This is a genomic window from Xanthobacter sp. 126, assembly GCF_000526175.1.
Taxonomy (GTDB): Bacteria; Pseudomonadota; Alphaproteobacteria; order Rhizobiales; family Xanthobacteraceae; genus Xanthobacter; species Xanthobacter aminoxidans.
In genome coordinates, this window is record NZ_JAFO01000001.1 from 1,793,785 (window position 1) to 1,816,799 (window position 23,015).

Genomic DNA, 23,015 nt, shown 5'->3' on the forward strand with positions numbered 1-23,015 from the left:
AGATATTGCGACCAACCGCGTCAGGCATACCACCCGCAGTTGCTGCCCGCCATCCGCCTACTGGTCCACCTCGCAACGCAGTTCCTGCCGGCCATCCGGCAACGTGCGGCGGTGGGTGCGGTCGGCGAGGCGCTGGATGAGGTGGAAGGTGATGCCGTTGAGCATGGCCTCCTCGTCCACGCCGGCATCGAAGCTTGGCACCGGCCCCGGCTGGAGTGCGCCGCCGGTCCAGGCGAAGGCCACGTCCAGCACGAACTCGTCGAACCGCGTCGTCACCTCCACCGGCCCCTCCACGAGGGAGGGGGCGGCAGTGGCGAATTCCTCGGCGATCTGGGCGATGCGCCCCACCTCCTCGGTGCGGGCGCCATCGGCGGCGGCACTATCCATGAGGAACTGGCGCAGCACCGCATGGCCCTCCGCCGGCGTCCAGACGAGGTGGCGGCTCTTCACCGCCCCGATGCGGAACAAGGCATTGAGGCCGAGCGCGGTGAACAGGCCCAGCACCAGCGACGAGGTGAGCAATTCCTGCGCCGAGGCGGAGAGCGCCCGGGCGTAGAAATCCGGAATCTCGTCGAAGGAGATGCCGACGAGGAAGCCGAGGCCCACCACGATGGTGCGCCGCGCATCCAGCATCCTTTGGCCGAGGATGGAAATGCCCGACAGCACGATGAAGGCGGAGGCGAACAGCAAGGCGGCCCCGAGCACCGGCCGGGGAATGGCCATCACCACCACGGACGAGCCGGGAATGAAGGCGAGAGCGATCCAGCCGAGGCCGACGCCCAGCCCCACCCGCCGGGCCTTCACCTCGGTGGCGACCGAGAGGCCGACGCTGGCGGAATAGGTGTTGAGGCCCATGGTGCCGATGACCCCCGCGAACAGCGTGCCGAGGCCGTCCGCCAGCACGCCGGCCTCGATGTTGGCATAGTCCGGCCGGCGCCAGTTCGGATCATTGGCGCGCTGGCTCGCCACCATGTCGCCGAAGCTGCGCAGGATGCAGGCGAGGGCGCCCGCGAGGAAGCCAGGCAACAGCCCGACGCTGAAGCTCGGCACCGCCAGCGGCCAGCGGATCAGCTCCAGCAGGGGCGCGACCGCCACGGGCGGCCGCGGCGCGCCGAGGCCGAAACCAAGGCCCACATGCACCAGCGTGCCGGCGGCCAGCCCCGCCAGCACCGCCATGGCGCGCAGCGGCGGACTGCCCCAAGCGGCGAGGGCGACCATCACCGCGAGGCCGGCCAATGCGCCGCCGGTGCCGGTGAGAGTCACCTGCGCCATCGACGGGCTGTAGCCCACCATCAGCTTGATGGCGACGACGCCGAGGATGATGCCGATGAGCATCACCACCAGCCCGACGATCTCGATGGGCAGGAAGGGGCGGACCCGATGCATCACGCGGCTGAACAGCACCTGCGCGAGGCCGGCCGCGATGGTCATGCCCGCCACCGCGCCCAGCCCGCCGGCGCGGGCGGCATAGAGGGCGGCGGGCAGATAGGCGGCGGTGAAGACCGCGGGCAGGAGATAGCCGCAGCCGATGCGGGGCAGGAAGAGGACAGGTCGGCCCCAGCACTGGAAGAGGGTCGCAACCCCCATGGCCAGCATGGCGAGATCGATATAGCGCCGTTGCATCTCGGCATCGACGCCGGCCGCCTGCGCCACCAGCAGCGGAAACACCAGCGTCACCGCCATCAGGCCCATGTGCTGCGCCACCGAGCCGACGAGCACGGCGAACGGCGGATGGGACTCGTGATCGTATCGCAGCCTGCCCGTTCCCACGCGCCCCTCCCGAACCCGGCCGCTTGGCGGCTCTTTGTCTGCTCTGCCGAGACCTCGCTCAGGGCGGCGCGCGCGACTCATTTCGCATGGCGCGTGACGGCATGAGGCGATCCGGCGGAAACCGGCCGGGTGAACCTAAAGGGTTTGGGAAAAAGGGGAAAGCGCTCCAGAGGCTTGTCCCGCGTGCTGCGCGCGGGACCGTTGCCGGCACAGCGTGCGGCGCGCCTACAGCGCGACGTAGATGAACTTGTCGGCCTTCAGGGTGGGGTAGTTGGCGCGGAGCGCGGTGGCGATCTTGCCGATCAGGTCCTTGTCGCCCGCAGCCGAGGGGCCGACGAAATCGGTGCCGGCCATCCAGGTCTCGAAGAAGCCGTGCAGGCCCTCGTCATAGTCCGCGCCGGTGGGATTGGCTGATTTGTCGGCGAGGGAGGCGATGCCGTCCTTGCTCACTTCCAGACGCCAGTCGCGATCATCCACCACGGAGCCGATGAGGGCCGCAAGCTCCGCGTTCGTCCAGTCTGTGTTGAGGTCGAGGGCCATTGTCGCAAGTCCTACCCGATGATGTCTCGGGGAGGACGTCACGCAAGAAGCGGTCCATCGCGGACGCGGGATGGCCGGCGCGCAGGGCGCCGACCCAAGCCCGATGGTTCAGCGGCGGTTGGGGAGATCGGCGGCCTTCACCGCCTCTTCGTGATACCAGCTGCTTCCGATCACGGCCTGCGCGGCTCCCACGGCAGCGATCTCGGCAGCCCATTTCGCCTCTTTGGAGGGCATGCCGTTCTTCGCGTCATTCTTCACCGGGAAGACATAGATTTTTGCGGTCTCGCGCTCGTGGTTCGCAGTCATCACTCCGGTCTCCTGTCCGATGAGCCTCCTGGGCGCCATCACTTGAGAACTTCATAACATGATTTGCATCCTGCATATACATAAAAGCCGGTATATTTTAGTTTATTGCCTATTTTTTAGGCGGATATAAATTGACGTCACTTATCTCTTTTATTTGCGCGTTTGCTGCATGGCCCGCGCGCGTCTTTCGCAGTGCAGCGGAATGCCTTGTTCCAAGCGCGGGCGCCGCTCTTTTGTTCCCGGGCGATGGCGAATGTTCCTCGCGCCGCGCTGCGCACGGGTGGCTGCACAGCGGGTGTGCGGGGCGCCTAAGGGTTCGGCCTAATCCTGATGCAGTAATAGGCAGCTGACGTTGCGGCGGCGGTCAAAAAGCCGTTGTCCGGCTACGGGGTCGCCGCTGGCACGCGGATTGCTAGATATGCACCGGCCCCCGCGGCCGGTGGACCCTTCACGGCCGGACGCTGCAAAGAGTTCCTGAATCAAAGAGTTCGAGAAGCAAAGTCCCGAATTTCACGTCATCGGCTCAGAGAGACTGCAATGCCAAAGTTTAAGCTCGAGTATATCTGGCTCGACGGCTACACCCCGGTTCCCAATCTCCGGGGCAAGACCCAGATCAAGGAATATGACGTGTTCCCGAGCCTCGAGGAGCTGCCGCTCTGGGGCTTCGACGGTTCGTCGACCCAGCAGGCCGAAGGCCGTAGCTCGGATTGCGTGCTGAAGCCGGTCGCCGTCTATCCCGACCCGGCCCGCACCAACGGCGCCCTGGTGATGTGCGAAGTGATGATGCCGGACGGCGTCACCCCGCACCCGACCAACAAGCGCGCCACCATCCTCGATGATGCCGGCGCCTGGTTCGGCTTCGAACAGGAATACTTCTTCTACAAGAACGGCCGCCCGCTCGGCTTCCCCGAGGCCGGCTATCCCGCGCCGCAGGGCCCCTATTACACGGGCGTCGGCTTCAAGAACGTGGGCGACGTCGCCCGCCAGATCGTCGAGGAGCACCTTGACCTCTGCCTCGCCGCCGGCATCAACCACGAGGGCATCAACGCGGAAGTCGCGAAGGGCCAGTGGGAATTCCAGATCTTCGGCAAGGGCTCCAAGAAGGCCGCCGACGAAGTGTGGATGGCCCGCTACCTGCTCCTGCGTCTCACCGAGAAGTATGGCGTGGACATCGAGTTCCACTGCAAGCCGCTCGGCGACACCGACTGGAACGGCTCGGGCATGCACGCCAACTTCTCCACCTCCTACATGCGTGAAGTGGGTGGCAAGGCGTATTTCGAGAAGCTGATGGCGGCGTTCGAGGCCAACCTCGACGACCACATCGCCGTCTATGGCCCGGACAACCACATGCGCCTCACCGGCAAGCATGAGACCGCGCCGTGGAACAAGTTCTCCTACGGTGTCGCGGACCGTGGCGCGTCCATCCGCGTCCCGCACTCCTTCGTCAAGAACGACTACAAGGGCTATCTTGAGGATCGCCGCCCGAACTCCATGGGCGACCCCTACCAGATCGCCTCCCAGATCCTGAAGACCATCTCTTCGGTTTCCACCGACGTCTCGGCCGCGGCCTGACGCCTTCGCCACGGCGCCCTCCGCGCGCCGTGGCGTTTTTTTGTGGCCGTGACGGCCTCTTCGTTCAGTCGACGGCCTCCGGCGTTTCCGCAGGCGCCTTCCTTCTCGCGCCCCCTCCGGCCTTCGCCGTCGAGCCCGCGCATTTCGCGCCCCATCTTCCTTCCGATCTCCGTCAAACCCCATCCCCTGGGGATGAGAACCTGCGCCGTGCCGGTCGCCTCTGCGGTGAAGCTGGTATAAGCAGGAATATCCCTTGCGGCGCCGCGCCGTGGCGCCGCCGACCCCCTCGCGCCCGGAGCCGCCGATGCCCGCCGACTGGAACGCCAGCCAATACCTGAAGTTTGAGGACCAGCGCACCCGCCCGGCGCGCGATCTTCTCGCGGCGGTGCCGCTTCAGAAGGCGGCGTTCGTGGTGGATATCGGCTGCGGCCCCGGCAATTCCACCGAAATCCTGGCGCAGCGCTTTCCCGGCGCGGAGCTGCTCGGGCTCGACACCTCGCCGGCCATGCTGGAGGCCGCCCGCGCGCGCCTGCCCGGCGTCACCTTCGCGCTCGGCGACGCCTCAACCTTCACGTTGCCGAAGCCGGCGGACCTCATCTACGCCAACGCCGTGCTGCAATGGGTGCCGGACCACGCCACCCTCCTGCCGCGCCTCATGTCGCTGCTGGCGCCCGGCGGGGTGCTGGCGGTGCAGATGCCGGACAATCTGGAAGAGCCGTCCCACGTCGCCATGCGCGAGACCGCCATGGCCGGGCCGTGGGCGGACACGCTCCACGCCGCCACCCGCGCCCGCACCGTGCTGCCGGAGCCCGGCGCCTATTACGACATGCTGAAGCCCCACGCAGGGGCGGTGGACGTGTGGCACACCATCTACAACCACCCGCTCGATGGCATTCCGGCCATCGTGGAGTGGGTGAAGGGCACGGGCCTGCGCCCGTTCATCGATCCGCTGGAGGGGGACGAGCGCACGCAGTTCCTGGAGGAATACGCAGCCCGCCTCTCCGATTCCTATCTGCCGCGGGTGGATGGCAAGGTGCTCCTCGCCTTCCCCCGCTTCTTCATCGTGGCGGTGAAGTAGAGCCCGCGCTTACCAGCTCGGCAGAACGGCGCCCTTGAAGGTTTCGAGGATGAAGGTGCGCGTCTCCGGCGACTGGTAGGTCTCGACGAAGGTTTTCACCCACGGCTTGTCCTTGTCCTGCGCCCGAATGGCGATGACGTTGACATAGGGCCCCTTGGGGTCCTCGCGCAGGATGGGATCCTTCACCGGGTCGAGGCCGGCCTCCTTGGCGTAGTTGGTGTTGATGCCCGCCGCCGCGAGGTCGGGGAGGGAGCGGGGCAGTTGCGCCGCGTCGATCTCCACGAACTTCAGCTTCTTGGGGTTCTCCACCACGTCGAGAACCGAGGCCTTCACGCCCACGCCGGGCTTCAGCTTGATGAGGCCCTTGTCGGCGAGCAGCAGCAGCACGCGGCCGCCATTGGTGGGATCGTTGGGAATGCCGATGGACGATCCGGCCGGGATGTCCTCGAACTTCTTGTATTTGGTGGAATAGATGCCGATCGGGAAGTTCACCGTGCTGCCGACGGAGACGATCTTGTAGCCGCGATCAGCGATCTGGTTGTCGAGATAGGGCTGGTGCTGGAAGGAATTGGCCTCGATGTCGCCGGACGACAGCGCGGCGTTGGGTACCACATAGTCGGAGAACTCGATCACCTTGATGTCGAGCCCCTTCTTGGCCGCCTCTTCCTTCACCTTCTCCAGGATCTGGGCGTGGGGGCCGGGGGTGACGCCGATCTTGATGGTCTCGGCGGCGGCGGAGAACGCGACGAGGGAAATGCCGGCGGCGAGCGCCAGAGCGAGGGCCTTCATGGAAACCTCCATCTGAATTTGAAAGGGTCTGTGCGCGCCGGGGCTCAGCCGCGGCTGCGCTTGTCGAGGCGGCGGGCGAGGCGGTCGCCCAGCGTCTGTACCGCCTGCACGAGAAGGATGAGCACGAGCACCACCGCCGCCATCACCTCGGGCATGAAGCGCTGGTAGCCGAAGCGGATGCCGAGGTCGCCGAGACCGCCGCCGCCCACCGCACCCACCATGGCCGAGTAGCCGAGCAGCGACACCGCCGCGAGGGTGAGGGCCAGCGTGATGGCGGGCAATGCCTCGGGCAGCAGCACCTTGGCGACGATCTGGATGGGGCTCGCGCCCATGGCGCGCGCGGCTTCCACCAGCCCCTGGTCCACTTCGCGGATGGCCGCCTCGATGAGCCGGGCGATGAAGGGTGCCGCCGCCACCGTCAGCGGCACGATGGCCGCGCTGGTGCCGATGGAGGTGCCCGCCACGAGGCGGGTGAAGGGGATGATGGCGACCACGAGGATGATGAAAGGCGTCGAGCGCGCCGCATTCACCACGAGGCCAAGGGTCTGGTTGAGCCACGGCGCCGCGAACAGCTCGCCCGACCGGCTGGTGGCGAGGAACACGCCCAGCGGCAGGCCGATGAGCGTGCCGAGCGCGCCGGAGACAGCCACCATGTAGAGCGTCTGCTGGGTGGCGTCGATGATGAGGTCGACGATGGTGGGCGGCAGCAGGCCGAAGGTGATGTCAAACATAGCCGAGGACCTCCGCCGTCAGGTTGAGCCGCTCGACGGCGTTGATGACGGCGCTGAGCGTGGGTGCGTCGCCCGGCACCGACACCACGATGACGCCGAAGGGCGTGCCGGCGATCTCGTCCACCTGGGCCTGGATGATGTTCACGTCCACCGAGAGCAGGCGCGACACCCGCGACAGCACCGGGTCCTGCGCGTGCTCGCCGGTGAAGACGATGCGCAGCACCGCCTGGTCGCGGCCCTCGCGCGGCTCCGCGGAAAGCTGCTCTGCGACGCGGCGCGGCAGGCTTTTCGCGGTCAGCGCGGCGAGGAAGGAGCGGGTGGTGGGGTGGCGCGGGAGGGCGAACACCTCATAGGTGGCGCCGTCCTCCACGATGCGGCCACCGTCGATCACCGCCACCTTGTCGGCCACCGCCTTGATGACCGCCATCTCGTGGGTGATGAGCAGCACGGTGAGGTTCAGTTCCGCATTCACCCGGCGCAGCAAAGCGAGGATTTGCTCGGTGGTCTCGGGATCGAGGGCCGAGGTCGCTTCATCGGAGAGCAGCACGCGGGGGCGGGTGGCGAGCGCGCGGGCGATGCCGACGCGCTGCTTCTGGCCGCCGGAGAGTTCGGCCGGATAGCGGTCGCGCTTGTCGGACAGGCCGACAAGGTCGAGCAGCGGCTCCACCCGCGCCTTGATTTCGGCGCTCGGGACGCCGGCGATCTCGAGCGGCAGGGCCACATTGTCGAAGGCGGTGCGGCGCGCCAGCAGGTTGAAGTGCTGGAAGATCATGCCGATGGAGCGGCGCTCCTTGCGTAGCGCCGCCTCGTCGAGGGCGCCGATGTCCACGTCGTCCACCAGCACGCGCCCGCCGGAGGGCTTCTCCAGCCCGTTGACGAGGCGGATGAGCGTGGACTTGCCCGCCCCCGACCGGCCGATGACGCCGAGGATCGCGCCTTCCGGTACGTCCAGCGTGATGTCGGAGAGGGCATGCACCGCCGCATGGCCGCGGCGCGCCGGAAAGGTCTTCGCCACCCGCTCGAAGCGGATGATGGAGCGCGCGGGCACCGGGATGGCGGCGGCGGAAACGGACGGTTCGGGGAGGGTAGGCACGGCGGCCGCCAAAGTCAGGGGGGCGTTCATGAAAGGCTCCGGCATCACCGGCTGTTCGTCAATCCGGTCCTTCGCCCGGCGCATTCAAGCGGCGGTAGGGGCGGAGGCGGGAACAGGCGGCTTGGGAAAGGATGGGTGTCGGCGCAACCGGGACTGGGCCACGCTTGGCGCGGCATTCGGCGGTTTCACGCCGCTCCAGCGGCTGTCAGCGACACATCATCATGGCAGGGGCCATCCGTTCCGGGGCGAACATGGCGGCAATATCGTTCGGTTTATCGAACGCGTCAAGTCTGAATTAAGTCGATTATATTGGTGGGCTTATAGCCCGTCCAGCAACCGCCGGCCCAGCCGCTCCAGCGCCCGGCCGAACACGGCGGGGTCGTTGAGCGCGCGGGCCAGCACCAGCGCGCCCTGGATGGCGAGCACCGCTTCCTCCGCCCTATCGTCCGCCTCAGCGGAGGGGAGGCCGGCGCGGGTGAGGGCGGCGGCCAGCGCCTCCCGCCAGCGGGCGAAATAGGAGGCGACCGCCGCGCCGAACCGGTCCCGCACCTCGCCCAGCGCAAACACGCCCACGAGGCACACCCGCCGGCCGGAACGGAAATAGGCGTCGGTGCGCGCCAGCATGTCCTGCACGGCGGCGGCCGGATCGCTTTCCGCGCGCAGGGAGGCGTAGACGTTGGCCTCGAACCAGCCGTCGATCTCGGCGAGCACGGCGGCCGCCATCTCCTCCTTCCCGCCGGGAAAGAAGTGATAGAGGCTGCCCTTGCCAAGCCCGGTGCGGGCGGTGATGTGGGCGAGGCTCGCCCCCTCGTATCCGTGCTCGCGGAACACCTCGCCCAGGAGGGGCAGGATGTCCGCGCGCTCGGCCACCGTTCGTGCCATCACATCCCCAGTTCGGTGAGGCCCGGATGGTCCGCCGGACGCGGGCCGAGGGGCCACAGGAAGCGGCGGTCGCTCTCGGCGATCGCCACGTCGTTGATGGAGGCTTCGCGCCGGCGCATCAGGCCCTCGGCGTCGAACTCCCACTGCTCGTTGCCATAGGAGCGGTACCACGCGCCATCGGCATCGTGCCACTCATACTGGAAGCGCACCGCGATGCGGTTGTCGTTCAGCCCCCACAGCTCCTTGATGAGGCGATAATCCAGCTCCCGCCGCCACTTGGCGGTGAGGAAGGTGACGATCTCCGGCCGGCCGGTGAGGAAGTCCGAGCGGTTCCGCCAGCGGCTGTCCGGCGTGTAGGCGAGAGAGACGCGCTCAGGGTCGCGGGTGTTCCAGGCATCCTCCGCTATGCGCACCTTGTGCGTGGCGGTCTCGACGGTGAAGGGCGGCAGCGGCGGGCGGGCCATGGGTCTCTCCTGTACTGATCAGTCAATAATGTACTGAATGGTACAGATACCGACACGAGTCAAGCGGCCCTCCCGTCCGGATGGAGGGGAGGGCCGTTGCCTTGGGGGATGAAGCGCGGGCTATTCGCCGGCCGGATGGTGGAGGCGAGGGGGCAGTCCTTGGGGCAGGTCGTGGCCGTCCGGCTCGTCCTTGCCGCCGATGAAGCGGCCGAAGATGCGGCCGAGGAAGTGGCTCAGATCGTCCATCACCGTGAACACCGCCGGCACGAACACCAGCGACAGCACGGTGGAGGTGATGAGGCCGCCGATGACCGCGATGGCCATGGGCGCGCGGAAGGCGCCGCCTTCGCCCAGCGCCATGGCCGAGGGCACCATGCCCGCCACCATGGCGATGGTGGTCATCACGATGGGCTGCGCCCGCTTGCGGCCGGCCTCGATGAGGGCGGTGAAGCGGTCGACGCCTTGGTGCATGGACTCGATGGCGAAATCCACCAGAAGGATGGCGTTCTTCGTCACGATGCCCATCAACATCAGGAAGCCGATGACCACCGGCATGGACACCGAATTGCCGGTGATGAGCAGCGCGATGAAGGCGCCGCCCACGCTCAGCGGCAGCGAGACGAGGATGGTGATGGGCTGCAGGATGTCGTGGAACAGCAGCACCAGCACCGCCAGCACAAGCATGAGGCCCGCGGCCATGGCCATGGCGAAGCCGGAGAACACCTCGCCCATGATCTCCGCGTCTCCGGCCTCCTTCAGCGTCACGCCGGCGGGCAGGTTCTGCGCCGCGGGCAGGGCCTTCACCTTGGCGAGGGCGTCGCCGAGCGGGGTGTCGCCCACGAGGTCCGCCTCCACCGCCACGCGCCGGGCGCGGTCATAGCGGTCGAGGGCCGTGGGGCCCTTGCCGAACTGGATGTCCGCGACGGCGGAGAGCGGCACCGCGCCGCCGGAGGCGGTGGGCACCTTCAGCGCGTCGAAGGTGCTGAGGCGCGTGCGGGCGTTCTCGGCGAGCTGCACGCGGATGTCGATCTGCCGGTCCTTGGCGGAGAACTTGGCGAGGTTGGCGGAGATGTCGCCGATGGTGGCGATGCGCACCGTCTCGGCGATGGTGTCCACCGAGACGCCGAGCTCGGCCGCCTCGTCCAGCTTGGGCACGATGCGGATTTCCGGCCGGTCGAGGGCGGCGGAGGAGACCACGTTGGCGAGTTCCGGTACGTCGGCGCGCACCGCCTTCTCCACCGCAACCGCGGCCTCGGCCACCGCCGCGCCGTCACTGCCGGAGAGGATGACCTGGAAGCCGCGCTGGGTGTTCTGCCCGTTCTGGCTCCAGGAGACGCGCAGGTCCGGCATGGCCGCCAGCGTCTTCGAGAACTGGGTCTCGAAGGTCTTCTGGTCGATGGTGCGCTGGCTGCGCGGCTTCAGGTTGATGACCACCTGCGCCTTGCGCACCTCGCCGGAGGTGAGGGCGAGGCCGCCCGAGCCGCCGGTGCCGGCGGTGGCATAGACGCTCTTCACCTCGGGCAGGCTCAGGGCCGCGCGGGCGATGTCATCTGCTACCTTCTGCGTCTCGGCGATGGTGCTGCCGGGCGGCAGCTCCACCGAGAGCAGGGCGCGGGAGATGTCATTGGTGGGCAGGAAGCCGGAGGGCAGCAGCGTGGACAGCCAGATGGAGCCGGCGAAGATGGCGATGCCCATGCCGATGGTGGCGAAGCGGTGCCGCACCGACCACGCCAGCAGGCGCACATAGCCGCGCATGACCAGGCTGTCCCGGCCCTCGCGGTGGCCGGTGTCCTTCATGAAATAGGCCGCCACCAATGGCGTGATGAGCCGCGCCACGGCCAGCGAGAACAGCACGGCGATGGCGACCGTGAGGCCGAACTGCTTGAAATACTGGCCTGCAATGCCGCCCATGAAGGACACGGGCGCGAACACGGCGGCGATGGTGAGCGTGGTCGCCACCACCGCGAGGCCGATCTCGTCCGCCGCCTCGATGGCCGCGCGATAGGGCGATTTGCCCATGCGCATGTGGCGGACGATGTTCTCGATCTCGACGATGGCGTCGTCCACCAGAATGCCGGTGACGAGCGTGATGGCGAGCAGGCTCACCGCGTTCAGCGAGAAGCCCAGCATGTCCATGACCCAGAAGGTGGGCAAAATGGACAGGGGGATGGCGAGGGCGGTGATGATGGTGGCGCGGATGTCGCGCAGGAACAGGAACACCACGATGACCGCGAGGATGGCACCCTCGATCAGCGTGTGCATGGCACTCTGGTAGTCCGACTTGGTGAAGCGGACCGTGGTGTCGATCTCGGTGATGGTGACGTCGGGATGGGCGGCGCGCAGCTTGGCGAGTTCCTCGGTCACGCGGTCATAGACCGTCACGTCCGAGAAGCCCTTGGCGCGGTAGACGCCGAAGGCCACCACGCTCTTCCCGTCGAGCCGCGCGAACACGCGCTGCTCCGCCGCGCCGTCCACCACGGTGCCCAGCTCCCCGAGCCGCACCGAGCGGCCGTTGGAGAGCACGATGCGGGTATCGGCCAGCGCCTCCACCGAGGACGCGCCGGCGAGCGTGCGGATGGGCTGTTCCTGCGTGCCCACCTCGCCGCGGCCGCCGGAGACGTCGAGATTGGTGGCGCGCAGCTGCCGGCTCACCTCGGCGGCGGTGATGCCGAGCGACATCAGCCGGTCGGGATTGAGGGAGATGCGGATCTCGCGGTCCACGCCGCCCTGCCGCTTCACCTGCGCCACGCCGCGCACGCCCTGGAGGGCGCGGGCGAGGGTGTCGTCGATGAACCAGCTCACCTGCTCCGTCGTCATGTTGGGTGCGGAGACCGCGTAGGTGACGATGGGCAGGCCTTCGATGTCGATGCGCTGGATCTGCGGCTCGTCGATGGAGCGGGGCAGGTCCATGCGGATCTTGGTGATGGCGTCGCGCGTGTCGTTCACGGCGCGGTCCACCAGCGTCTCCAGGTGGAATTCCACCAGCGTGACGCTCGCCCCCTCGCTGATGGAGGAGGTGATGTGCTTGACGCCGGAGATGCCAGCGATGGCGTTCTCCACCTTCTTCGTCACCTGCGTCTCCAGCTCGCTCGGCGCGGCGCCGGACTGGGTGACGGTGACCATGACGATGGGCAGGTCGATGTTCGGCATCTGCGTCACCGGGAGTTCCCGGAAATGCACGATGCCGAGCGCCGTCAGGATGAAGAAGAAGACGAGCGCGGGGACGGGCTTGCGGATCGCCCAGGCGGAGACGTTGAGGGCCATCAGCGCGCCTCGCCCAGGGAGACGGGCGCCGTCACCGGCGTTACCCGGTCGCCGTCACGAAGGAAGCTGCCGGCTCGCGCCACCACGTCCGCGTCGGCGGAGAGCCCCTCGGTGACGAGGATGCGGCCTTCCTTCTTCAGGCCGGGCGTGATGCGCTGGATGCCGACGATGCCGTCGGTGACGGTGAGCACATAGGCGCCCTCCGCGTCGAACATCACGGCGGACTGGGGCAGGCTGAGGCCCTTCACCTCGCCGAGCGCGATCACCGCGCGGCCATAGGCACCGGACTTCAGGCGCGGGTCGTCGGGCAAAGCGATCTTCACCTTGCCGAGGCGCGAGGCGCGATCCACCTCGGCGGAGACGAGGCGCACCTTGCCGCCGATGGGCTCGTCGAAGCCGGCCGGCACGACCTGGACGGAAAGCCCGTCCTTCATGCGCGGCATGGCGCCTTCCGGCACGTCGGCGTCGAGGTCCATGGCGCCGTCCTCGGCAATGCGGAACAACGGCGCGGCGCGGGTGGAGAGCGCGATGGCGCCGAGCTTCGCCTCGCGCGACAGCACGAGGCCCGAGGCGGGGGCGCGCACGTCGGTGCGCTTCAGCTTCACCTCGATCTCGTCGCGCTGGGCCTTCACGAACACCGCTTCCGCCTGGGCGGCGATCAGCGTCTCGCGGGCGGCGGCGACCTGGGCGGTGGCGACCTTGGCGGCGCGCTCGCGCTGCTCCAGCTGCTCCTGGGAGGAGGTGCCGGTCTTGCTGAGCTGCCGGGTGCGTTCCACGGCGGACGTGGCCTCGGTCTCCTGCGCGATGGCCTGGTCGAGGGCGGCCTGCTGCTGGGCGATGGCGGCGCGGGCCTTGGCGGCGGAGGCGGTATTCTGGGCGAGCTGGGTCTCCAGCACGTCGCGCGAGAGGCGCGCCAGCACCTGGCCCTTCTGGACCCGGTCGCCGGCCTCCACCAGGATCTCCATGAGGCGATAGCCCTCGATCTCCGGCCCCACCTCGATCTCCTCGCGCGGCTTGATGGAGCCGGTGACGAGCAGCGTGTCGGTCAGGGTATCGGGCCGGGGCTTCACCACCGTAACCGAGAGCGCGGCCGCGCGGGCCGCGTCGGCCGCCTTCGCGGGCTCGGCCGCAGCCGCAGGGGGCGCGGCAAGGGCGCCGGCGGCGAGGACGGCGAGGACGGCGAAGGCCGAGACGGCAAGGCGGGACGCCGCGGAGCGGGCGGGACGGAGCGCCGGACGGACGGACGCGGACATGGCGGAAAGAACCTCGTTCCGGATGGGCGCGGGAACGTGCGGTTCAACCGCGGCATTCCCGTGACGTAAGGGGGCGAAGATGCAGTTCTCGATGGTGCGTGTCATTCCGGCACCGCTTTCGGTTGGGCCGGGGCCAGCATCCGGCGCACCATCGCCTCGATGGCCGGCATCCGCTCCTCCAGTTTCCATTCGGGATGGAGCTGGTGATGCAGCAGCACGCCATCGCCGATGAGCTGGATCACGATGGCGACGCTCTCGATGTCGAGCGCGGGGTCGATCTCGCCCTGCTTCACGGCGGCCGCAAGCGCATCGGCCAGGAGGGTGCTGGTTTCGGCCTCGCAGGCGTCGATGGTCTTGCGCAGGTCGGCATTGCGGATCGCCTCGGCCATGATCTCCGGGCCGAGCCGGGCCGAGGCCATGTGATCCTCGGTCAGCAGCAGGGCGAGGCAGGACGACAGGGCGCCCAGCACGGACGGCGCCCTGGTGATCATGTCGAACATGCCGAGCCGTTCGGCCCGCTCGCTCTCGACGATGGCGGCGATGAGGGATTCCTTGGAGGGAAAATAGCGGTAGAGCGCCCCCGGGCTCATATCCACCTCGGCGCAGATCTTCTGCATGGAGGCGCCATGGAAGCCGTCGCGGCCGAAGCAGGCCTTGGCGGCATCAAGGATGCGCTTGCGCTGCTCCTGCCGGTGGTCGGGGCGCGGGGCGGCGGCTGCGCGCAACGCGGTCTCTGGGATGGGGCGTGACATCAGAGCGGATCGGCACCTTGGGATATGGGCGAGAGCGAATGTTCGTTCGCAATACTGCGGGCGCGATTGCGGCACAAGAGTGAACGTTCGTTCTCGGTCCGGGCGAGGACCGCTCCCGCGCGCACGGCGGCGGGTGCTTGCGGCCGGGCGCGGGGCCGCCAATGCTCAGGCTTCCTTAGCGGAGCCCTGATTCCCGATGCCGCTTCCGACGCCCTTTCCTGCCAGCAGACGCGAAGCGTGGCGATGCGCCGCGCTGCTGTTCGCAGTCCTCCTCCTGTCCACCGGCCTCCCGCCTGCCCACGCTCGCGCGGAGGAGGCCTCCCCGGCGACGCTCAAGCCGGGCATCAGCGTGGTGATGATCGAGACCAAACTGCTGTTCGGCCTCGCCAGCGCCGACGGCAGCGGGGTGAGCGAGCAGGAATGGGAGGGCTTCCTCGCCAGCGAGGTGACGCCCCGCTTCCCGGACGGCCTCACCGTCGTCGCCGCCTACGGGCAGGTGAAGGGCGAGGCCCACGGCACGGCGCAGGTGGTACGCGAGGGCATGCGCCTCGTGCTCATCTATCACCCGGACACGCCGGAGGCCGCGGCCAAGCTCGCCGAAATCCGCAAGGTCTATTCCGAACGCTTCCACCAGTGGGGCGTTCTGCAAGTGACGAACGCGGTGCGCGTCACGCTGTGACCACTTGAGGGGGAGGGCCGCACACCCTACCTCTCGCCTGCGCCTGAAGGTCCGCGCTCACCGGGAACGATCATGCTCGCTGCCGCCATCCTCGCCCTGCGACAGACCTTCTCGCCGCTGCTGCGCGGCGTGCTGCTGAAATCCATGGGGCTGGCGCTGGCGCTGCTCATCGCCCTCGCCGTGGGGCTGGAGGCGGCGCTGACACACTTCGTCGAGATCGCGTCCTATCCCTGGATTGAGACCACGCTCGCCGTGATCGCAGGGCTGGGGCTGGTTTTCGGGATCGTCTATCTGATGCCGGCGGTGTCCTCGCTGGTGGCCGGCCTGTTCCTTGACGATGTGGCCGAGCGGGTAGAGACGGCGAGCTATCCGAATGACCCGCCCGGCCAGCCGCAGCCCTTCCTGCGCGCGCTCTTCTATTCCGTGCGCTTCTTCGGGCTGGTGCTGCTGGTGAACCTCGCGGCGCTGCTCCTGCTGCTGGTGCCGGGGGTGAACGTCATCATCTTCTATGTGGCCAACGCCTATCTCATCAGCCGGGAATATTTCGAGCTGGCCGCCATGCGCTATCGCTCGCCGGAAGAGGCACGGGCGCTGCGGCGGGCGAACGGGGTGACGGTGTTCGTCGCCGGCCTGCTCATCGCGCCGATCCTGTTCGTGCCGATCCTCAACCTGATCCTGCCGGTTTTCGGAACCGCCTTCATGGTGCACCTCCACCGCCGCCTCGCCCCGCTGCCGGCCGCGCGCGGCGCCGACGGGGCGCTGGTGATCGAGGGGCGGGCGGTCTAGCGGCTCCGTTCCCCGGCCGACCGGAGCGTGAGCGGAGGGAGAGCCGGGGTCCAGCGCAAGAATTCGCCGAAGGCGGCCCGGCCCAGCATCGCGACGGGCATGGCCGGCTTCGCCGCCTTCTCCCCTGGGTCCCGGATCGGCGCTCCACCTCCGGTGTCGCTGGTCCGGGACGCGACAGGCCTAGAGCCCCGCCACCTTCATCGCCTCCGCCTGCCGCGCGGCGACGCCTTCGGCTGAGAAGTCGGCGATGGCATCCTCGAACAGGCGATGGAAGTTCAGCTCCGCCTTGAGGTGCAGGAAGACGCCGCCGAGGCCGATGGCGGCGCGGTCCATGAAGACGAATTCGCGTGGCACCGTCACCGGCCCGAGCTGCTTCAACGCGGTGTGGACGGTGAAGGCCTCCTTGCGGCCATAGGCTGAGGGCGACACCCCGTCGGCGATGGTGCGCACCCGGTCGTCCATGAGCGGGCCGTAGATGAAGCGCGCCCAGATGTTGAGCACGTCGATCAATTCGCGCTTCAACCCCTTGAAACCCCACGTCTCGTAGGCGTGCACCACCCGCGCGTCGTCGCCGGCCATCAGCCCGCGATAGAGGTCCACCACGCCCGCCACGAAGGCCGGCGGGAAGATGCGGATGCAGCCATAGTCGAGCAAGTTGATGCCCGCAGGCCGCCCCTCCACCGAGAAGACCGTGTAGTTGCCGAGGTGGGGATCGCCATGGATCACGCCGAAGCGCGAGAAGGGCTGCCACCAGGCAGCGAACATGGCCTCGGCGAGGGCATTGCGCTCGGCCAGGGGATGCTCGGTGAAGCCGAGGATCTTCTCGCCGTCCAGCCAGTCCATGGTCAGCAGCCGGCCGGTGGAGAGGTCGGCATGGGTGCCGGGTACGCGGACCTTGGGCTCGTCCTTCAGGATGTGGGCATAGAGCGCGGCGTGCTTGGCCTCGCGCCGATAGTCCAGCTCCTCCCGCACCCGCTCGCCGATCTCGCGGGCGATCTCGCGGGTGTCGATGGCGCCGTCCATGCGGCGGTGGATGGAGAAGAGCACGTCGAGCTGGGAGAGGTCCGCCTCCACCGCCGCCTGCATGTCCGGATACTGGAGCTTGCAGGCGACACGCGCGCCCGCCAGCGTCACCGCCTTGTGCACCTGCCCGAGGGAGGCGGCGGCGGAGGGGGCGTGCTCGAAGCTGGCGAACTTCTGCTCCCAGTCGCGGCCCAGCTCGGCCATCATGCGCCGGCGCACGAAGGCCCAGCCCATGGGCGGCGCATCGCTCTGCAGCTTCTGAAGCTCGGCGGCATATTCCGGGGGCAGCACGTCCGGAATGGTGGCCATGAGCTGAGCCACCTTCATGAGCGGACCCTTCAGGCCGCCAAGGGCGGAGGCCAGCGCCGCTGCGTTGTTGCCGTCGCGGTCGAGCCCCATGAGGCGGGCACCGGCGATGCGCGCGGCCACCCCGCCCACATTGGCGCCCACCCGGGCATAGCGCGCGGCGCGCGCGGAGAAGCGGTTTCTTTCCTCGTCCACCATGCCCGTCCAGGCGCTCCAGCTATATCGCGTCCTACGGGCGCGCGGCCCGGTCGGATCGGTAGGTCAGGGCGAGGAGGATGACGAGCAAAAGCGGCGTGAGGAGGTCCGTATAGAGAATGGGGCCGGCATTGCCTGCGGCCAAATTGCCGGTCTTGGCGATCTCGACCATGTGGTTGATGCCCGCCCCGCCGAGGAAGCCGGCCATCATCACCGCCACGGCGGCGCGGAAGCCCCAGTCGCGCCAGAAGGCGGCGATGACGCCGGCGAGCCCCATGCCGAGATTGGCGAGGCCCACCTCGGTCTGGAACGGGCTGGTTGCCCAGCCGATGGCGGCGGCGGACTGCGCCGGGAAAACGATGTGCCCCAGCGCCCCCCACAGGCCCATGAGGCCCACGGGCAAGAGATTGATATAGCGCAGCAGCGCCCGCGCGAGGTCGAGCGGCCGGCGCGGCTCCGGGCTGCGCGCGAAGGAGAGCGCCGTCAGCAGGACGACCGCCGCATAGGCGATGAGCGGAACCCAGAAGACCATGGCGCTCTCCCTTCAGGCGCTCTCATTTGCGGGCAAAGGTGCCGAGCCCGTTGTCGTTGAAGATCTCCACGCTCATCCGCCCGTCGGCGAATTTCACCTGTGAGATGGTGCCCGGCGGGAACGTCTCCTCGCCCACGGGGCGGAAGGTGAAGGTGTCGCCGCTCCAGTGGGCGAGGGGGTAGCGGCGGGGCAGGGGGCCGATGATGAGCACGAGGCCGCCCGCCTCCTCCGCCACTGTGGCGTCGCCGAAATAGGCGTTGCCATAGGTGCCGGTATAATTCGCCAGCGGCTTGGCCGGCTCCGGCTTCTGCGGTGGGGCCTTGCCCACGAGTTCGCCGGTCGGCTTGTACATGGGCATGATGAGGGGCTGGTAGGCGGCGTACCAGTCCCGCGTGAGCCCGCCGAACTGCACGAAGTCCATGAAGCTCATGGCCAGCGCCTCCGGTGCGCCGGTGGGCTGGGCATTGGTGAGCACGACAATGCCGAGCCTCTCCGAGGGCAGCAGCACGAAATTCGTCGCCGCGCCGAGGATGAAGGCCCCGGAATGGTCCAGCGTCACCCGCCCGGCCGGCGAGACGCCGACGCCGAAGCCGAAGCCATAGGTGCCGGGGCGGGCATCCACGGCATAAGCGGGGGAGGAGATGGTCTCGCCCCGCATGGCCGGCAGCAGCGCGGCGGCGGGCACGATCTCGTTGCCCTCGAAGGTGCCGTTGCCCAGCACGAAGGCGAGCCACTTCCCCATGTCCCGCGCGGACGAGGACACCCCGCCCGCCGGCGCCTGGGCGTCCGGGTCGCGCTGGAACTTGGAGACGAAGCCAACGTCGGTCTTCACATGGGGAAAGGCGCGGTTGGGGCGAGCCATGAAATCCGCAAAGCGGGAGGAGGTCGCCGCCATGCCGAGGGGCTTGTAGAGCACCGCCTGCGAGAGGTCCGCCCACTCCTTGCCGGCGGCGGTGGCGACGGCCTCGGCGGCGGCGGTGAGGCCGAAATTGGTATAGAAATAGCTCGCGCGGAACGGCGCCAGCGGCAGCAGCCTCAACCGCTCTAGTACCTGCCGGCGGTCGAAGCCGATGCTCTCCAGCTCGTCGCCCGCATGGTCCGGCAGGCCGGAGCGGTGGCTGTAGAGATCGGCGAGGGTGACGTGATCGCTGACCCAGGGGTCGCTGAGGGCGAACCAGGGCAGCAGGGTCCGCACCGGCGTGTCCCACTTCACCCGGCCTTTGCCCACCTCATGCGCCACAACGCCCGCGCCCACCGCCTTCGACAAAGAGGCGAGCTGGAACACGGTGTCGGCATCGATGGGCGCCGCCTCGCCCGCCTTGCGCACGCCATAGCCCTTGAGCGCCAGCACCTTGCCGTCCTGCACCACCACCACGGCGAGGCCGGGCACGCCGGAGCGCGCCATCATCTCCTGCGCCAGAGAGTCGATCTCCTTCACCGCCCGCGCGATCTGGCCGGGCGGGATGGAGACGCCCGAGGTCTGCGGCGGCGGCTTTGACCCGTCGATGGGGTCGTGGGCGAAAGCGGGGAGGGGGGAGATGGCGAGGAGGGTGGCGAGGGCGAGGAGGGGGCGGGCGAGGCGGTGCGGGTTCATCGTGGGCGGCCTCCGGTGGCGGGCATCGTGCCGTGCGCCCGCACACGACAGGCTTAATGGCTGGGCGCGGTCGCGCGCAAGGGCAGGGTGCCATTGCTGCGGCACCGGGCGGGGGTTAGCGTGGCGCGCCTTTTGGGGGGATCGCAATGCTGGAGGGGCTCCGTTCCGTCACCTGCCGCCTCACGCCGGACGCGCTCCGGCAGATGGCGGGGATAGCCGAGGCATCGGCCAAGGAGGGCGGGCCGGGGCTGCTGATCGTCTCTGTCGGTTCCGTTTCGCGTGACGGCGATGGGGAGGCGGAGGTGCTCCATGTCGTCGTCGAACCGGCCTCGCGCAGCGCGGACTTGCGGGCTTTGGCCCAAACGGTGGAGGACCTCCTCATCCTCTTCATCACCGACGACGGGGACCACGCGGCTCTTGATGGCCGCATCATCGACCATGCCGAGGGCGACGGCTTCTTCCTGCGCGATCCTGTGAGCGGGGCGGACAACCGCTTCCGCGCTCTCGGCGGCTCGGATTGGCCGCGCTGGGCAGCCCGTGTCGCGAGGTGGGGGCGGTGTTCCTGCGGCCGGGCGATCCCACGCCCGCCGGGCCGTCTCTGGAGGCGGCCGGTCTGTCGCTGGTGCTGTCGGACGTGCCGCCGGGGCGCTGGGCCGATGGCGTGATCGATTATGCGGCGGGCGTCGGCTTCTGCCTCAGGATCACAGCCGGGCCGTTCGGGCAGGCGGCGGGGAATGACAACGGGTGATGCGGCCGTGACGCTTTGGGGGGCGTCATCCCCCGGCTCGTCAGGGCAATCCACCCTTCCGTTCGTCCGCCCATCGCAAAATCCGGGCACTCCTCTGGCCCCGAAGTGGATCGCCCGCACAAGGCGGGCGATGACGGCGGAGGGTAGGTGGGACGTCGGCCGATGGGAGGGGCTGGTCAGAGGGAGGGACGTGGACGACCCCACCCCTCACATCACCGCAGCCAGCCTTGGCGTCTCGTTGGAGTTCGCCGCCCGTCCATCCACCGGCAGGCGGACGAAGACGGTGGTGCCGGAGCCCTCGATGGAGCGGATGCGCATGGCGCCGCCGTGCAGCTCCACCAGCGACTTGGCGATGGCGAGGCCGAGGCCGGACCCCTTGTGGGTCTTGGTGAACTGGCTCTCCACCTGCTCGAACGGCCGGCCGATGCGGGCGAGCGCGCCCTTGGCGATGCCGATGCCGGTGTCCTCGATGGCGATCACCGCCGCCGCCCCGTTCACCCGCGCCTTCACCGCGATGCGGCCGCCCTCGGGGGTGAACTTCACGGCGTTGGAGAGCAGGTTGAGCAGGATCTGCTTCAGCGCGCGGCGGTCGCCCTTGATGACGAGGTTGTCCGCGGCCTCCATGGTCATGGCCACGCCCTTCTCGTCGCCGTTCACCGCGGTGACGCGCATGGCGTCCGCGATGATCTCGCCGAGGGCCACGTCCTCCACTTCGAGCTGCATGCGGCCCGCCTCGATCTTCGACATGTCGAGGATGTCGTTGATGACGTCGAGGAGGTAGGTGCCCGAGCCCTTGATGTCGGAGCAGTATTCCGCGTACTTCGCCGAGCCGAGCGGGCCGAACATGCCGCTCTCCATGATCTCCGAGAAGCCGATGATGGCGTTGAGCGGCGTGCGCAGCTCGTGGGACATGTTGGCGAGGAATTCGCTCTTGGCGCGGTTGGCGTCTTCGGCCTTGTTGCGCTCTTCCGAATACTTCTCGGCAAGTTCCGCAAGCTGCTGGGCCTGGTGCTCCAGCGTCTGCTGGGATTTGCGCAGGTCGGCGACCAGCGCCATCAGGCGCTTCTCGTTGTCCATGAGGCGCTCTTCGTGGCGCTTCATGGTGGTGATGTCGGTGCCCACCGAGACGTAGCCGCCATCCTTGGTGCGGCGCTCGGCGATCTTCAGCCAGCGGCCGTTGGAGAGCTGCGCCTCGAACGCGCGGGAGCCTTCCTCCGGCTTGTCTTCCGGCTTCAGCGGGGTGCGCGTCACCGGGTGGCGGCCGACCGAGGCGATGGTGTCGAAGGGGGTGCCGGCGACGATGGTCTCGTCGGGCAGCTCGTGCAGCGACTGGAACTTGGAATTGCACAGCACGAGGCGGTTCTGGCTGTCCCACAGCACGAACGCCTCGGAAATGCTCTCGATGGCGTCTCTGAGGCGCATGTCGGCGGTGACGGTGCGTTCCGCCATGCGCTGCGCCTCGGTGACATCCATGGCGATGCCGATGAGGTGGGGGCCGTCCTCGCCCGCCTGCTGCACCACTTCGGCGCGCATGCGCAGCCACACGAAGTCGCCCTTGGCGGTGCGCATGCGGAACACCCGGTCCACCGGGGTGCCGGGCCGCTCGGCGAGCTCCTGCGCCAGCTCATAGAGGTCGCCGTCGTCGGGATGGACGAGGCGGGAGATCTCGCCGAAGGAGACGAGTTCGTCCCGGTGCTCCAGCCCGAGGATCTCGAACATGGTGTCGGACCAGTACATGCGCCCGCGCGCCATGTCCCAGTCCCACATGCCGCAGCGGCCGCGGTTCAGCGCCGTGTCGATGCGGCGGCGCACCGTCTCGTAGATCACGTCCGCCTCACGCGCCCGGCTCGCCTGCCAGTGGAAGGAGAAGCCGAGGATGAGCAGCACCGCACCGGTGGTGGTGAACAGCGTCACCGTGAGGGTGGTGGTGTCCGACCAGGCGGCGAGTGCCTTCTCGGTGGGCTGGAGATAGACGATCTGGCCCAGCGGCGCCTGGAGGTTGCGCACGGTGGCGAGCGCCGTGCCGGTGCCGTAGGGCACTTCGAGCACGCCCGCCCGCTCGGCGAAGATGACGAGGGGCTGGGAGGGATCGAGGATGTCGGAGAGGTTGGCCGGGGCCTCGCCAGTCGGGGCGGCGGCGATGACGTGGCCTTGCCCGTCGGTGACGAACACCCGCCGTCCGGCCTCGGTGGCGCGGGGAGGCAGGCTCTCGGCGAGGGCGCCGGGCACCTTGGCGAGCGCATTGCCGGCGCGCAGCGTCAGCGCATCGGCAGTGGCGAGGGCGAGCAGGGCGATGTCGTCCTTGGCGTTGTTCAGCTCGGCGACACGGTGGGCGTGCACCTGCACGACCGCGCCGACGCCGATGACGCCAAGGAAGGTGACAATGAGGGCCGGGACGATCCGGCGCAGGACCGGCTCCGCATCCAGCAGGCGCTGGTAGGCAGGGCGCGCGATCGACCTTGCCAGGCCTCGCATGGCTTGGTCGCGCGCGCCTACGCTCGCAGCGTTGGCGCGTGCCATCGCCGGTCTCCTCCGGGTCTCCGGGGGCACCGGACGGCCTAAGTCCCACGCCCCCACGTCCTCGATCTGGAGGGACGTGCCGCATCTCTCCGAATCAAGGCCATTGGAATCGAATCGGGGGGCTGTTGTCTAGAGTCC

20 protein-coding genes are annotated in these 23,015 nt (G+C 68.7%); 5 read left to right on the forward strand and 15 right to left on the reverse strand.

What is annotated here, in order from left to right; all coding sequences use genetic code 11:
• Positions 1–57: 57 nt before the first annotated feature.
• From XAN126_RS0108550 to XAN126_RS0108560, 3 genes are all read right to left on the reverse strand, one after another.
• On the reverse strand, positions 58–1,770 hold the full coding sequence (locus XAN126_RS0108550; protein WP_024278176.1) for a solute carrier family 23 protein: 1,713 nt from the start codon (positions 1,768–1,770) through the stop codon (positions 58–60).
• A 225-nt stretch (positions 1,771–1,995) separates the two neighbouring features.
• On the reverse strand, positions 1,996–2,310 hold the full coding sequence (locus tag XAN126_RS0108555; protein ID WP_024278177.1) for a hypothetical protein: 315 nt from the start codon (positions 2,308–2,310) through the stop codon (positions 1,996–1,998).
• 108 nt (positions 2,311–2,418) lie between these two features.
• On the reverse strand, positions 2,419–2,616 hold the full coding sequence (locus XAN126_RS0108560) for a DUF2735 domain-containing protein (RefSeq protein WP_024278178.1): 198 nt from the start codon (positions 2,614–2,616) through the stop codon (positions 2,419–2,421).
• Positions 2,617–3,153: 537 nt separating this feature from the next.
• Here XAN126_RS0108560 and XAN126_RS0108565 point away from each other — a divergent pair.
• Both XAN126_RS0108565 and tam read left to right on the forward strand, forming a co-directional pair.
• The gene (locus XAN126_RS0108565) at positions 3,154–4,188 is read left to right on the forward strand and encodes a glutamine synthetase beta-grasp domain-containing protein (RefSeq protein WP_024278179.1); all 1,035 of its coding nucleotides are present in this window, start codon (positions 3,154–3,156) and stop codon (positions 4,186–4,188) included.
• 304 nt (positions 4,189–4,492) lie between these two features.
• On the forward strand, positions 4,493–5,266 hold the full coding sequence (gene tam, locus XAN126_RS0108570) for a trans-aconitate 2-methyltransferase (RefSeq protein WP_024278180.1): 774 nt from the start codon (positions 4,493–4,495) through the stop codon (positions 5,264–5,266).
• Between the two features lie 9 nt (positions 5,267–5,275).
• On the opposite strand, the gene XAN126_RS0108575 is transcribed toward tam, so the two are convergent.
• The 8 genes from XAN126_RS0108575 to XAN126_RS0108610 form a co-directional block, all read right to left on the reverse strand.
• Positions 5,276–6,055 (reverse strand): MetQ/NlpA family ABC transporter substrate-binding protein, encoded by a 780-nt coding sequence (locus XAN126_RS0108575; RefSeq protein WP_197024017.1) that lies wholly within the window; start codon positions 6,053–6,055, stop codon positions 5,276–5,278.
• Positions 6,056–6,099: 44 nt separating this feature from the next.
• Entirely contained in the window at positions 6,100–6,762 is a 663-nt protein-coding gene (locus XAN126_RS0108580) for a methionine ABC transporter permease (RefSeq protein ID WP_024278182.1), read from the reverse strand.
• A 16-nt stretch (positions 6,763–6,778) separates the two neighbouring features.
• Entirely contained in the window at positions 6,779–7,909 is a 1,131-nt protein-coding gene (locus tag XAN126_RS0108585) for a methionine ABC transporter ATP-binding protein (RefSeq protein ID WP_024278183.1), read from the reverse strand.
• A gap of 288 nt (positions 7,910–8,197) precedes the next feature.
• On the reverse strand, positions 8,198–8,761 hold the full coding sequence (locus tag XAN126_RS0108590) for a TetR/AcrR family transcriptional regulator (protein WP_024278184.1): 564 nt from the start codon (positions 8,759–8,761) through the stop codon (positions 8,198–8,200).
• Positions 8,761–9,225 carry a nuclear transport factor 2 family protein gene (locus XAN126_RS0108595; protein ID WP_024278185.1) on the reverse strand — a complete coding sequence of 155 codons (465 nt, stop codon included), beginning with the start codon at positions 9,223–9,225 and terminating at the stop codon, positions 8,761–8,763. Before XAN126_RS0108595 ends, XAN126_RS0108590 begins: the two co-directional genes overlap by 1 nt.
• Positions 9,226–9,345: 120 nt before the next feature.
• Positions 9,346–12,489 (reverse strand): efflux RND transporter permease subunit, encoded by a 3,144-nt coding sequence (locus tag XAN126_RS0108600; protein WP_024278186.1) that lies wholly within the window; start codon positions 12,487–12,489, stop codon positions 9,346–9,348.
• Positions 12,489–13,742, reverse strand: coding sequence for an efflux RND transporter periplasmic adaptor subunit (locus XAN126_RS0108605; protein WP_029876915.1), 1,254 nt, complete (start codon positions 13,740–13,742; stop codon positions 12,489–12,491). Before XAN126_RS0108605 ends, XAN126_RS0108600 begins: the two co-directional genes overlap by 1 nt.
• A 101-nt stretch (positions 13,743–13,843) precedes the next feature.
• On the reverse strand, positions 13,844–14,494 hold the full coding sequence (locus tag XAN126_RS0108610; protein WP_081762577.1) for a TetR/AcrR family transcriptional regulator: 651 nt from the start codon (positions 14,492–14,494) through the stop codon (positions 13,844–13,846).
• 196 nt (positions 14,495–14,690) lie between these two features.
• Between XAN126_RS0108610 and XAN126_RS26140 the strand changes: the two genes are divergently transcribed.
• Both XAN126_RS26140 and XAN126_RS0108620 read left to right on the forward strand, forming a co-directional pair.
• Positions 14,691–15,173: a DUF3574 domain-containing protein gene (locus tag XAN126_RS26140; RefSeq protein ID WP_024278189.1), complete on the forward strand. Its 483-nt coding sequence runs from the start codon at positions 14,691–14,693 to the stop codon at positions 15,171–15,173.
• A gap of 72 nt (positions 15,174–15,245) precedes the next feature.
• Positions 15,246–15,959 (forward strand): sulfate transporter family protein, encoded by a 714-nt coding sequence (locus XAN126_RS0108620; RefSeq protein ID WP_024278190.1) that lies wholly within the window; start codon positions 15,246–15,248, stop codon positions 15,957–15,959.
• A 180-nt stretch (positions 15,960–16,139) separates the two neighbouring features.
• On the opposite strand, the gene XAN126_RS0108630 is transcribed toward XAN126_RS0108620, so the two are convergent.
• From XAN126_RS0108630 to XAN126_RS0108640, 3 genes are read right to left on the reverse strand one after another with little or no spacing between them, the layout of a single operon-like run.
• Positions 16,140–17,486 (reverse strand): AarF/ABC1/UbiB kinase family protein, encoded by a 1,347-nt coding sequence (locus XAN126_RS0108630; RefSeq protein ID WP_024278191.1) that lies wholly within the window; start codon positions 17,484–17,486, stop codon positions 16,140–16,142.
• A gap of 31 nt (positions 17,487–17,517) precedes the next feature.
• Complete coding sequence (locus tag XAN126_RS0108635) at positions 17,518–18,015, reverse strand: DUF6790 family protein (RefSeq protein ID WP_024278192.1); 498 nt, start codon at positions 18,013–18,015, stop codon at positions 17,518–17,520.
• Positions 18,016–18,037: 22 nt separating this feature from the next.
• On the reverse strand, positions 18,038–19,609 hold the full coding sequence (locus tag XAN126_RS0108640) for a serine hydrolase (RefSeq protein ID WP_024278193.1): 1,572 nt from the start codon (positions 19,607–19,609) through the stop codon (positions 18,038–18,040).
• A gap of 517 nt (positions 19,610–20,126) precedes the next feature.
• Here XAN126_RS0108640 and XAN126_RS28225 point away from each other — a divergent pair.
• Entirely contained in the window at positions 20,127–20,357 is a 231-nt protein-coding gene (locus tag XAN126_RS28225; protein WP_155982259.1) for a hypothetical protein, read from the forward strand.
• 207 nt (positions 20,358–20,564) lie between these two features.
• Here XAN126_RS28225 and XAN126_RS0108650 read toward each other — a convergent pair whose 3' ends face one another.
• The gene (locus XAN126_RS0108650) at positions 20,565–22,877 is read right to left on the reverse strand and encodes a PAS domain-containing sensor histidine kinase (RefSeq protein WP_024278195.1); all 2,313 of its coding nucleotides are present in this window, start codon (positions 22,875–22,877) and stop codon (positions 20,565–20,567) included.
• Positions 22,878–23,015 lie beyond the last annotated feature (138 nt).

Coding starts and splice junctions, on each gene's coding strand:
- XAN126_RS0108555 (WP_024278177.1), bottom strand. CDS start 2,310: ATGGCCCTCGACCTCAACACAGACTGGACGAACGCGGAGCTTGCGGCC.
- XAN126_RS0108560 (WP_024278178.1), bottom strand. CDS start 2,616: ATGACTGCGAACCACGAGCGCGAGACCGCAAAAATCTATGTCTTCCCG.
- XAN126_RS0108565 (WP_024278179.1), top strand. CDS start 3,154: ATGCCAAAGTTTAAGCTCGAGTATATCTGGCTCGACGGCTACACCCCG.
- tam (WP_024278180.1), top strand. CDS start 4,493: ATGCCCGCCGACTGGAACGCCAGCCAATACCTGAAGTTTGAGGACCAG.
- XAN126_RS0108575 (WP_197024017.1), bottom strand. CDS start 6,055: ATGAAGGCCCTCGCTCTGGCGCTCGCCGCCGGCATTTCCCTCGTCGCG.
- XAN126_RS0108585 (WP_024278183.1), bottom strand. CDS start 7,909: ATGAACGCCCCCCTGACTTTGGCGGCCGCCGTGCCTACCCTCCCCGAA.
- XAN126_RS0108590 (WP_024278184.1), bottom strand. CDS start 8,761: ATGGCACGAACGGTGGCCGAGCGCGCGGACATCCTGCCCCTCCTGGGC.
- XAN126_RS0108595 (WP_024278185.1), bottom strand. CDS start 9,225: ATGGCCCGCCCGCCGCTGCCGCCCTTCACCGTCGAGACCGCCACGCAC.
- XAN126_RS0108600 (WP_024278186.1), bottom strand. CDS start 12,489: ATGGCCCTCAACGTCTCCGCCTGGGCGATCCGCAAGCCCGTCCCCGCG.
- XAN126_RS0108605 (WP_029876915.1), bottom strand. CDS start 13,742: ATGTCCGCGTCCGTCCGTCCGGCGCTCCGTCCCGCCCGCTCCGCGGCG.
- XAN126_RS0108610 (WP_081762577.1), bottom strand. CDS start 14,494: ATGTCACGCCCCATCCCAGAGACCGCGTTGCGCGCAGCCGCCGCCCCG.
- XAN126_RS26140 (WP_024278189.1), top strand. CDS start 14,691: ATGCCGCTTCCGACGCCCTTTCCTGCCAGCAGACGCGAAGCGTGGCGA.
- XAN126_RS0108620 (WP_024278190.1), top strand. CDS start 15,246: ATGCTCGCTGCCGCCATCCTCGCCCTGCGACAGACCTTCTCGCCGCTG.
- XAN126_RS0108630 (WP_024278191.1), bottom strand. CDS start 17,486: ATGGTGGACGAGGAAAGAAACCGCTTCTCCGCGCGCGCCGCGCGCTAT.
- XAN126_RS0108635 (WP_024278192.1), bottom strand. CDS start 18,015: ATGGTCTTCTGGGTTCCGCTCATCGCCTATGCGGCGGTCGTCCTGCTG.
- XAN126_RS0108640 (WP_024278193.1), bottom strand. CDS start 19,609: ATGAACCCGCACCGCCTCGCCCGCCCCCTCCTCGCCCTCGCCACCCTC.
- XAN126_RS0108650 (WP_024278195.1), bottom strand. CDS start 22,877: ATGGCACGCGCCAACGCTGCGAGCGTAGGCGCGCGCGACCAAGCCATG.